This is a genomic window from Lentzea sp. NPDC003310, assembly GCF_040610935.1.
Classification (GTDB): Bacteria; Actinomycetota; Actinomycetes; order Mycobacteriales; family Pseudonocardiaceae; genus Lentzea.
Window position 1 is genome coordinate 322054 of sequence record NZ_JBEXNC010000003.1, and the last position, 10051, is coordinate 332104.

A 10051-nucleotide genomic window follows, 5' to 3' on the forward strand; every position below is an offset into this window, starting at 1 on the left:
ACCTCCCACTACCGCGGTATTCCACGCGATCGAGCCGCTCCACGCTCCCGCTCCTTACCACATCAACGTGCTCCACAGACGCCAAGTACCGTCGAGATCGGCATTTCACGACAACGCGTTACCGCGCCATCGACATTTTTTATTTCAGGACGAAAACAGCATGAGCAGCCACCGGGAAACTTGACAGAAAGAGGCCAGACCGAGCCGCCTCACGCGCGAGAACAAGCAGAAGTTCACCCATCTCCGCAGCTCAGAGCCATCACAAGGCGGCGCGTGTCACCCGTCGGAAAATACTTCACCTGCGCGAAGCGTGTCTTCCCTGCGCTTCCTCCACGAGACCGTGCGGTCGTCGAACAACACCACGAGCGCGTACCGCACCGGGCCGAAGTCGAACCTTGCGCGTGCTTCTTCGCCACATCCACCGTTCACGTTACCGACAGAGTTCGGCACAACTCGAACGGAGCAGCACAACGTCGCGGAATCGTCGACACGACAAATAGATGACACGCGGAAATGACGCCGCGAGGGCGGGGTTGACAGCTGTGGTTTGCGATGCAAACCTAACTGCATCGCAGTCGAGTTTGGGGGAACGAGATGACGACCGATCCGGGCGAACTGCTCGACGAACTGGCCGGCCTGCGCAAGCGCGCCCGCGACGACCGCCACGGGTACTGGTTCCCGTTGCTGCTCATGGGCGTGCTGTCGCTGGTCTCGCTGCCACTGTCCCAGGCGGACCCGAACCCCACCGACCACCTGGTCGACGGCGGCCGCGGCTGGTGGCTGGACCCGTTGATGCACCTCAGGTTGAAGACCGAGGTGGTGCACCCGCTGGCGCTCTCGCTGTACTGGCTCGGCGCGCTCGTCGCGGGCCTGCTCGCCACGGTCTGGTGGTACCGCTGGCGCGCGCGGCGGGTCGGTGTCGAGACCCCGACGGGCACCTACGTCCAGGTCGCGCTGCTCGGGCTGGTCGCGGTGCTGTTCGGGATTCCGTTGAGCACCAGCCTGTTCTACCGGTACAGCCCGATCGACCCCACGTTCCCGGTGGTCGCGATCGCGATGGCGGTGCTGCTCGGCCTGGCGCTGCTCGCGTTCCGCGCACGACGCGCCCGGCTGCTGACGATCCCGGTCGGACTGCTCCTCGCGTCGGTCGCGTTGTCACTGCTGCAGGTGCCCGACGTCGGCATCGATCTCGGGATGGGCGGCGGCGCGCAGTTCATGGCGATCGCGATCGGCCTGCTGACGCTCGCGTGGATCGAGCGCAGCAAGTTGTGCGCGGTGATCGCGGTGGTGTTCACGGGCTGCGTGCTCATCGTCGACAATTCACCCATGAAGATCGACGCGCTGGGCGCCGGCCAGGACGTGCTGCTGCTCGCGACCGTGCTCGTGCTCGGTGGTCTGGGCGCACTGGCGGCCCAGCGGGTGTCGCCGTGACGGACCACCCGACAGCGGCCCTCGACGACGTCGTCCACCAGCGGCACCGCCTGGGCATCCTCACGATCGCGGCGGAGGTGAAGCGCGTGGAGTTCGCCTACCTGAGGTCCACGCTGAACCTCACCGCGGGCAACCTCTCGCGCCACATCGCGGTGCTGGAGGAGGCCGGACTCCTGTTCGTGGAGAAGGGCTACGAGGGCAAGCGCCCCAAGACGTGGGTCAGCGTCACGCCGGCGGGTCGCGAGGCGCTGGCCGCCGAGATGGCCGCACTGCGTGCACTCCTCGACCGCCACACCAGGGGCTGACCTACCAGTCCAGCCCGGCCGGGACGAACGGCACGTCCTCGGGCGCCTCCTTCCGAGCGGCCAGCGCACGCTCGGCGGGGGCGCCCGCCGGCACCCGCAACGGCGGCGCGGGGTTCTCGACCGTGTCGGCCACGACCACCGCGACGTCCTCGGCGGTGACCACCTCACCGCGCAACACCCCGACCTGGCGGTACAACGGCAGGTAGGGGTCGTCGTCGGCGAGGAACGTCGCGGCCCGCTCCGCACCACCGGTGGCCACCGCCCCCGGCTGCACGATGCTCACCTTGACGCCGAAGTGCCCGGCCTCGACCGCCAACGTCTCCGCCAGCGCCTCCAAAGCCCACTTGCTGGCGCCGTACGGCCCGATGATCGGCAGCACCATCCGCCCCTGCACGCTCGACACGAAGACCAGCCGCCCGTCCCCGCGCGTCCGCATGGCGGGCAGCACGGCCTGCGCCACCCGCAGCGCACCGAGCGCGTTGAGCTGGAAGAGCCGGTCCACCTCGGCCAGCGGGATGCTCTCCAGCGGCCCCCGCACCGTGGCCCCGGCGTTGCTGATCAGCACGTCCACCTCGCCGGCCGCCCCGATGGCCGCGTCGACGCTCGCCTGGTCGGTGACGTCGAGGCGGAGGCGCTGGGCCACGGGCAGGTCGTCCAGCTCCTCCGGCCGGCGGGCGGTGGCGATCACGTGATGGCCGCGGTGGGCGAGTTCCTCGGCGATGGCGCGGCCGATCCCCTTGGACGCACCGGTGATGAGCACGGACGACATGGCGGTCTCCCTTCCGATCGGTAGTTCATTCACTGAACTACCCGCGACGCTAGTTCATTCACCGAACTACGTCGAGCCGGAGGGCCGTGTTCCACACCACGAGGTACGTGCTTGGAGAGGAGCGAGTCAGGGCCCTCGCACGGCTGCGAGAGCCCTGGACCGGTCAGCTGAGCTCGAAGATGACCGAGGCCGCCGGCACCTCCATCCGGTGCATCTGGTCGAGGTGCCACCCCGCCTCCCCGAACACCCCGAGCCACTCGTCGATCGTCGGCATGTAGGTGGCCATCATGTCGTGGCCGACCTCGAACCCCAGCGAGAAGACCGGCTTGTCGAAGTCCGCGATGCCGACCGTGCGCGTGGCGTCGCCGAGCAGGAACTTGCGCACGTTCGGGAACAGCGCGCGCAGGTTGCGCAGGTTGCGGACGCAGTCCTCACGAGGCCAGAAGTCGTGGCCCATCATGAAGCACGTCAGCAGTTCGACCTTCTCGTACTCCGGCTTCGCAGTGAGGTTGCGGGCGTCGTCGAGGGCGAACGAGATGCGGTCCGAGAGTCCCGCCTCGGCCACCGCGCCGGCCGCGAAGTCCAGTGCGCCCTGGGCGATGTCGATGCCCAGGCCGGTGGTGCCCTCGAAGCGCTGCAGGATCTGGATCAGGCGGCCGCCGCTGCCGCTGCCGAGGTCGGCGACGTGGGTGAACTCGAAGTCGATCCCGTTCATCACCCGCCAGAAGGTCGGGTCCCAGAAGCGGCCGTTGATCTCGCGGCAGGCGAAGCTGATCGCGCCCGCGTCGCGCTGGTAGAACTCCTCGCCCTGCCTGTTCTCGTTGCGCAGCACGGACGGCATCTCGGTGAAGAGGCCGGAGCAGCCGCGGGCGAGCCAGTGGAAGATCGAGCGGTACTTCTCCACCTCCGCGAAGTTCGGGCCGACCCACACCAGGGTGTCGTCGCGGTGCACGGCCTTCACGCTGGCCAGGGCCGCGAACATGCCGATGGTGGAGGCGGGGTCGAGGTTCTTGCGGTGGGCGAACTCGACGGCGTCCAGCTTGCCGTGCTCGAGGAGCTCGTCGAGGGCGCCCAGTTCCCAGGCGGCGCTGATGGCCCACGACGCGAGGGTCGAGTTGTAGATCTCGGCAGCGCTGAGCAGGCGCTGGGTTTCCAGGAGTTCAGCGGTCACGGTGTGCCCCAGTCGTTGTTCGTGGAAGTGGTTTCTGCCGATCCAGGGAGAAGCGGACGGCCGCCGTGCAACGTCTCGGCGTAGGAGAAGCAATGCCCCTGCCCGACGCTCACGGGAGCCAGCAGCTCCAGGTCCGCGAGGTCCGCGGGCAGGCCGTCGAACAGGGTCAGCTCGGCGTCTCCCGACCACACGGGCGAGAACTCGACACCGTCCACTGTGGAGGCGACCAGCTGCGACACCGGTTCCTCGTCCGTCAGCCACGGTGGCGTGACCCTGTTGTGCGCCAGCGGAACGGTGTGCAGGTGCGGCGGTTCGGGCGACTCGGCGCGCAGCGTCACGGCCGCCTCCGCGACCCGGCGGCCCAGCACGGACACCGAGCCCGCGAACCGGCCGCCCGGCGCGATCCGGGGTCCGGCCCTGCCGACGGACATCGGCCTGGTCTGGTGGATCTCGCCGAACTGCTTGGGCATGCCCTGCAGCCAGCCGCGCACGAGCGGTACCGCGCGGTCGACCCAGGCGTACGGGCACCTGGCGAGTTGCTCGCCCTCGAACTCGCACGCCAGCAGGATCAGGAACTCGCCGAACTGCGCGCGCTGCGGGTCTTCGAGCTCGGCACCGTCGTCCGAGGTCCACTGCCACTGGGCGAACACAGCGGCGGCCGCGCCGGGATCGCGGCCGGGTGACAGCTCCGGCGGCAGGAACGCGGCGGCGGCCTCCGGGTCCACCCGGTAGTCCACCATCAGCACGTCACCGGAGAAGTGCCACGGGGGCGCGGTGAGCATCGAGGAACGGCCGGACGGCGACAGCGGCAGGCTGTATCCCTTCGGCGCACGGTCGGTCATGACGTCCCTTTCCAGGCGTCGGCCAGCCGTGTCACGGCGGCGCGCAGCAGCGGCGGCGGGGTGAAGCTGTAGGACAGGCGCACCGCGGCCACCTCGGTGTGGCCGAACCGGGAGCCGGCCGCCACCACCACTCCGGCGGCGGAAGCCCGGTCCACTAAGGACTTCTCGGTCTGCCCGGCGAGCAGCCACAGGAAGAAGCCTCCCTGCGGCCGCCGCACCTCGACCACGCCGGCCAGCTGGTCGGCGACCGCGTCGTACGCCGCGTCGCGCCGCTCGGCCAGCCGCGCCCGCAGCCAGTCCAGGTGCAGGTCGAAGGTGTTGTCGCACAACAGGGTCTGCACGGCGAGCGAGCACAGGTGGTTCGCGCTGCCGCCGCTGACCAGCAGTCCGTGGGCGGTGAACCGGCGCACGACGGCGGGATCGGCCTGCATCCAGCCGAGCCGCAGGCCCGGGCCGAGGACCTTGGAGGCGGTCCGCAGCCGCACCACCCCGCGGTGCCCGGCCAGGGCGGCGAGCGACGGTGGCACGCCCGTGCCGTCGAGGTCCAGCTCGGCGTAGGCGTCGTCCTCGACGAGCACCGCGCCGTGGCGGGCAGCCACCTCCAGCACGGCGATCCGCCGCCGCAGCGGCATCACGGTGCCGGTCGGGTTGTGGAAGGTCGGGGTGAGCACGACGAACGCCACCTGCCCCGCTCCCTCGCGCAGGGCCTCGTCCAGCGCCTCGGGCACGACACCGTCACCGTCGGTCGCCACGGACCGCGGCACCAGGCCGCAGTCGCGCAGCACGGCCCGGCCGAAGTCGTACCCGGTCCGCTCGACGAGGACCTGCTGTCCCGGCCGCGCGAGGACGGTGGCGAGCAGGTGCAGACCGTGCGAACTCCCCGCTGTGACAAGGATGTTCTCCGGCCCGCACGGCAGCCCCTCGAGAGCGGTGGCACGCGCCGCGACGGCTTCGCGGAACGGCAGCGCGCCCTGGTTGTCGCCGTAGCTCAACGCCGCGGCGCCGAACCGGTGCGCCGCAACGGCGTAGGCCTCGCCGATCAGGTCGACCGGCAGCAACCCCGGTTCGAGGTAACCGGGTCCGAGGTCGAGGGTCCCCGCGGGGGACACCGCCTGCACCGTGCCCGCCCGCCAGTGGCGGTCGTGCGAGGACGGCCCGGCGGTGTCGCGCGGGGAGAGCCGGACGGTCATCCGTCGAGCAGCACGGTCCGCAGCGCGTCGGCCGCGCCCCGGACCGCCGACTCGGACCGCGAGAGCGCGATGCGCAGCAGGTGGTCGCCCTCGTTCGGCCTGGCCCAGTGGAACTTCTGGCACGGCAGCACGAACACGTTGGAGTCCTGCAGCCGCGACCACACGTCGAGGCCTAGCCGATCGCCCACGTGCAGGCGTTCCACGCTGGCGCGGCTGGCGAGGTCCGGGAACGAGACGCCCGGCACGTCGGCGAGCACGGACCGCAACGTGGCCCGGTTGCGCGCGATGTACCGGTGCAGGTTGGCGAGACCGCCGGCGGCGGCGTCCTCGGAGAACCGGCGGATCATGCCCATGATCACCGGCGAGACGCCCAGCAGGATGTCCGAGTAGACCTCGTGCACCGGCAGGCCGACGTGCTCCGAGGACACCAGGAAACCGATCTTCAGCTCCTGGGTGGGCCACAGCTTGCCGGTGTCCTCGATGACCACCCAGCGGCAGCCGCTGTCGCGCAGGACCGCGTAGTGGTCGTAGTGCGCGTCGGTGTCGAAGCCGCGGAACGAGGTGTCTAGCGTGAGCACCACGTCGTGCTCGGCGCACTGCTCGGCGAGCCTGCGCAACCGGTCGGCGGGCAGCACCCGGCCGGTCGGGTTGTTCGGCGTGGTCACGAAGACGCAGCCGACCTGGGCGAGCAGCGCGTCGGGCAGGTCGCCCCCGTGCAGCACGTCCTCCTCCACGGGCACCAGGCGCAGGCCCACGCCGCGCAGGATGTCCGGGATGTTGTCGAACGTCGGGTGGATCAGCCCGATGGCGTCGGTCCTCGTGGCCAGGGCCCGCGCGAAGATCTCCATCGCGACCGAGGAGGAGTAGCAGCTCAGCACCCGCTCCGACGGGAAGCTCGCCTGGCCGAGCAGCTCGAAGTAGGCCCGCTTGGCCCCGTTCTCCACCTCCTCGACCGGCAGCTTGACGGCCTCCGCCCACAACACGGGCAGGTCGTCGATGATCCGCATCTGGCCTGGCGTGAGCTCCTGGCGGGCGTGGCCGTCCGACAGGTTGAGCGGGCTGTTGAGAGCCAGGTACTCGAACTGGGTCAGGTTGCCCAGCTGGACGGGAGAAGTCGTGGTCGTCGTCATGGTCTGTTCACAAGCACCTTTGGAATAGGCGACAAGAGCAAGCTGCTTGGAGCCCAGCGCTCGAAAGGACGTGCATTCCCCAGCCGCCCGATTCCCCCAGGCCCCCGCCAGAAAATTCCCTCGCACCTGCCGAACTCACCGCCGGCACCGAGGCCGCCGGGATAGGACGACGCAACGCTAACAGCCCAGAATCCCTTTGCCACCAGCGAAAAGGGCGGTGGGAGGCGGTGGCGGGCGGACTCACCTGGGTCCTTTCCCCTGCGGTCAACCTGCGCCGGTCGAACTTGAACCACCAGCGAACTTCCTTACGCCGCACCGACTCACCCGGAGACACTGGCCCACGCGGACTACTGGGACGAAGTGAGGACGATGTCGACCACAGACGAGAAGACCGAGGTGGCCACGCCGTCACCGGTCGCGGTGCCGGCCGTGCGCCGGCCCGCGCTGGCCGCGGCGGGCGGTGCGATGACCTTGCTGCTGCTGGTGCTCGCGCCCCGGCACGGCTACTACCTCGACGAGCTGTACTTCCGGGTGGCCGGGCGCCACCTCGACTGGGGGTACGAGGACCAGCCCCCGCTGGTGGCGGTGCTGGCCGCGGCGCAGACGGCGCTCTTCGGCGACACCGTCACGGCGTTGCGCGTCGTGCCCGCGTTGCTGGCGGGCATCGGCGTCGTCGTCGCCGGGCTGATCGCGCGGGAGATGGGCGGTGGCGGGGCGGCACAGCTGCTCGCGGCGGCCGCGGCCGGCGGCGCGATGAGCTCGCTCGCGGCCGGCCACACCCTGCACCCGACCGCCGTCGACCACCTGGTGTGGCTGACGGTCTGCTGGCTGCTGATCCGGCTCGTGCGCACCGGGGACTCCCGGCTGTGGCTCGCGATCGGCGCCGTCACCGGCATCGGGATGCAGGCGAAGAACCTGGTCGTGCTGCTGGTGCTCGGACTGCTCGGCGGCCTGCTGCTCACCCGCGGCAGGGAGCTGCTGCGGGACAGGTTCGTCGTGTTCGGCGCCGTGGTCGGGCTGGCGATCGCCGCGCCCGCGCTGCTGTGGCAGGCCACGCACGGCTGGCCGCAGTTCACGGTGGCCGGGGAGCTCTCCGGTGCGCCGGACGTCAACACCGCGATCAGCTTCCTCATCGGCCAGTTCCTGTTCGGCGGCCTGCTGCTGGCGCCGGTGTGGATCGGCGGTCTCGTGGCCCTGCTGCGCCGTCCGGACTGGCGGCCGTACCGGGCGATCGGCCTCGCGTACCTGCTGATCGTCGTCGCGCTGCTGGCGCTCGGCGGCTTCCCCCGCTACAACGAGGGAATCCTCGTGGCGCTGGTGGCGATCGGCGCCGTGCCCGCCGTCCGGTGGGCGCGCAGCCGGCTCAGGCAGACGGTGCTGGTGGTCGCGGTGGTGGCCAACGCGGCGGTGAACGCCTTGGTGGTGCTGCCGATCCTGCCCGTTCAGTCCTATCTGGACAACCCGGTGCTGGCCGGGCTCGGCGGTGAGGTGCAGACCGGGCAGACCGGGGCGAAGGAGCTCGCCGACCAGGTGGCCGCGGTCTACCGCGATCTCTCGGAGGCCGACCAGCGCAAGGCGGTCGTCTACGGCCACGACTACAGCCAGGCCGGTGCGGTGGACCGGTACGGCGCCGGCCTGCCCAGGGCGTACAGCGGCAACAACTCCTACGCGGGCTTCGGCGTCCCGGAGGACGACAAGACCCTGGTGATCGCGGTCGGTGTCGACCGGGCCGCGTTCGAGCGGCTGTTCTCGAGCTGCGAGGTGCGCGGCAAGCTGACCTTCGCGCTGCCGAACATCAACCAGGACAAGGAGGTCCTGGTGTGCGGTGGCCCGAGGCAACCGTGGTCCTCGATCTGGCCGAAGCTGCACTGGACCGGCACGTTCTGACCCCCCACACGACGAAGGCCCTGCCGCACATCAGCGGCAGGGCCTTCGTCGTGCGCGGATCAGGCGGAAACCGGCTCGACCTCGGCCTTCTTCGCAGCGGGAAAGCGTCGCAGCACAGGACTTGCCGTCGAAACCACCGCCACCACGAACAGTCCGGCGGCGCACACGAGAACGGCCTTGCGCCCGTCCCCGAGGCCCGCCATCAGGAACGCGCCGATCATGGGCCCGAACGCGGCGGCGGCACCGGACGCGAGCGCGGCGAGGCCGGACAGCCTGCCTCGCAGCTCGTCCGGGGTCGTGGTGATCTGGTACGTCATCACCACGGTGTTGGCCACCGGCGCGAAGAACGCGGCGACCCCCAGCACCACGCCGAGCGGAACCCCGGTCGGCACCACGGCCATGACGGCCACGGCGGCGGTGAGGATCCAGCTGAAGCCCAGCACCACCACGGACGGCTTCAACGCGTCGTGCAACCAGCCCGCCGCCACCGCGCCGAGGATGCCGCCCAGCCCGAAGCACGCCATCATCAGGCCGATCTCCCCAGGCCCGACCCTGTCCTCGTTGGACATCGTCATGATGATGATCAGCAGGGCGGAGAAGACCATGTTGGCGACGACGGCCCACGCCATGGTGGTGCGGATGACCCGGTTGCCGAGCATCCACCGCACCCCCTCGGCGAACTGCCCGCTGAACCCGGGACCGGGCTCGGCCTCCGGCTCCGCGACCGCGCCGCGCCGGGGCAGCCGCAGGAACAGCAGGGTGACCAGCGAGATCGTCAGGATGACCACGTTCGCGAGGAACGGGCTGATCGGGTTCAGCGCGAACAGGTAGCCGGCCGCGACGGGGCCGAGCAGCATCGCGAGGAACGGCCGGGCCGCGTTGCGGGCGACGGCGTTGGAGAGCTGCGACTCGGGCACCACCGACGGCAGCGCCGCGTGCTCGGCGGGCTGGAACACCGAGCCGAGCACGCCCTCCACCACGGCGACGGCCAGCAGGTGCCCGAACGTGTAGTGGTCCAGGTGCAGCGCGACCGCCAGGCTGGAGATGGCGAGCACGCGCAACGCCTGGCACACCAGCATGATCTTCTTGCGGTCCCACCGGTCGGCCAGCACCCCGGCGGGCGCGACCGCGGCGGTGGTGGCCACCGCGAGGACCGAGGACGCCACGCCCATCTGCAGCGGCGAGCCGGCCATCGACAGGATGAGCAGCGGGAAGGCGATCAGCGTCAGCTCCGCCGCGAACTCGGAGAACAACTGCCCGGTCCAGAGGATGTGGTAGTTCCTGTTCCTGGACAACGGGACGTCCGGTGCGACACCGTCCGACATC

9 protein-coding genes are annotated in these 10051 nt (G+C 70.5%); 3 read left to right on the plus strand and 6 right to left on the minus strand.

The window, feature by feature from the left end:
* Positions 1-594: 594 nt before the first annotated feature.
* Positions 595-1431 carry a hypothetical protein gene (locus ABZX02_RS06700; RefSeq protein ID WP_355295528.1) on the plus strand — a complete coding sequence of 279 codons (837 nt, stop codon included), beginning with the start codon at positions 595-597 and terminating at the stop codon, positions 1429-1431.
* Positions 1428-1736: a transcriptional regulator gene (locus ABZX02_RS06705; RefSeq protein ID WP_355295530.1), complete on the plus strand. Its 309-nt coding sequence runs from the start codon at positions 1428-1430 to the stop codon at positions 1734-1736. The genes ABZX02_RS06700 and ABZX02_RS06705 overlap by 4 nt, the downstream gene beginning before the upstream one ends.
* A gap of 1 nt (position 1737) precedes the next feature.
* Here the strand turns inward: ABZX02_RS06705 and ABZX02_RS06710 are convergent, their stop codons facing one another.
* The 5 genes from ABZX02_RS06710 to mppP form a co-directional block, all read right to left on the minus strand.
* Positions 1738-2505: an SDR family oxidoreductase gene (locus tag ABZX02_RS06710; RefSeq protein WP_355295532.1), complete on the minus strand. Its 768-nt coding sequence runs from the start codon at positions 2503-2505 to the stop codon at positions 1738-1740.
* Positions 2506-2668: 163 nt separating this feature from the next.
* A complete protein-coding gene (locus tag ABZX02_RS06715) occupies positions 2669-3676 on the minus strand; it encodes a class I SAM-dependent methyltransferase (protein ID WP_355295534.1) in 1008 nt (335 codons plus the stop codon).
* Positions 3673-4518: an enduracididine biosynthesis enzyme MppR gene (gene mppR, locus ABZX02_RS06720; protein WP_355295536.1), complete on the minus strand. Its 846-nt coding sequence runs from the start codon at positions 4516-4518 to the stop codon at positions 3673-3675. Before mppR ends, ABZX02_RS06715 begins: the two co-directional genes overlap by 4 nt.
* Positions 4515-5708, minus strand: a complete 1194-nt coding sequence (locus ABZX02_RS06725; RefSeq protein ID WP_355295538.1) for an aminotransferase class I/II-fold pyridoxal phosphate-dependent enzyme — start codon at positions 5706-5708, stop codon at positions 4515-4517. Before ABZX02_RS06725 ends, mppR begins: the two co-directional genes overlap by 4 nt.
* Positions 5705-6838: an enduracididine biosynthesis enzyme MppP gene (gene mppP, locus ABZX02_RS06730; protein ID WP_355295540.1), complete on the minus strand. Its 1134-nt coding sequence runs from the start codon at positions 6836-6838 to the stop codon at positions 5705-5707. The genes ABZX02_RS06725 and mppP overlap by 4 nt, the downstream gene beginning before the upstream one ends.
* A 369-nt stretch (positions 6839-7207) precedes the next feature.
* On the opposite strand from mppP, the gene ABZX02_RS06735 reads away from it, so the two are divergent.
* Positions 7208-8725, plus strand: a complete 1518-nt coding sequence (locus ABZX02_RS06735) for a glycosyltransferase family 39 protein (RefSeq protein WP_355295542.1) — start codon at positions 7208-7210, stop codon at positions 8723-8725.
* A 59-nt stretch (positions 8726-8784) separates the two neighbouring features.
* Here the strand turns inward: ABZX02_RS06735 and ABZX02_RS06740 are convergent, their stop codons facing one another.
* Positions 8785-10050, minus strand: a complete 1266-nt coding sequence (locus ABZX02_RS06740) for an MFS transporter (protein ID WP_355295543.1) — start codon at positions 10048-10050, stop codon at positions 8785-8787.
* Between the last annotated feature and the right edge of the window lies 1 nt (position 10051).

Bases quoted from the DNA above. Each gene is read 5' to 3' on its own strand.
- ABZX02_RS06700 (WP_355295528.1), top strand. From the start codon at position 595: ATGACGACCGATCCGGGCGAACTGCTCGACGAACTGGCCGGCCTGCGC.
- ABZX02_RS06710 (WP_355295532.1), bottom strand. From the start codon at position 2,505: ATGTCGTCCGTGCTCATCACCGGTGCGTCCAAGGGGATCGGCCGCGCC.
- mppR (WP_355295536.1), bottom strand. From the start codon at position 4,518: ATGACCGACCGTGCGCCGAAGGGATACAGCCTGCCGCTGTCGCCGTCC.
- ABZX02_RS06725 (WP_355295538.1), bottom strand. From the start codon at position 5,708: ATGACCGTCCGGCTCTCCCCGCGCGACACCGCCGGGCCGTCCTCGCAC.
- mppP (WP_355295540.1), bottom strand. From the start codon at position 6,838: ATGACGACGACCACGACTTCTCCCGTCCAGCTGGGCAACCTGACCCAG.
- ABZX02_RS06735 (WP_355295542.1), top strand. From the start codon at position 7,208: ATGTCGACCACAGACGAGAAGACCGAGGTGGCCACGCCGTCACCGGTC.
- ABZX02_RS06740 (WP_355295543.1), bottom strand. From the start codon at position 10,050: ATGTCGGACGGTGTCGCACCGGACGTCCCGTTGTCCAGGAACAGGAAC.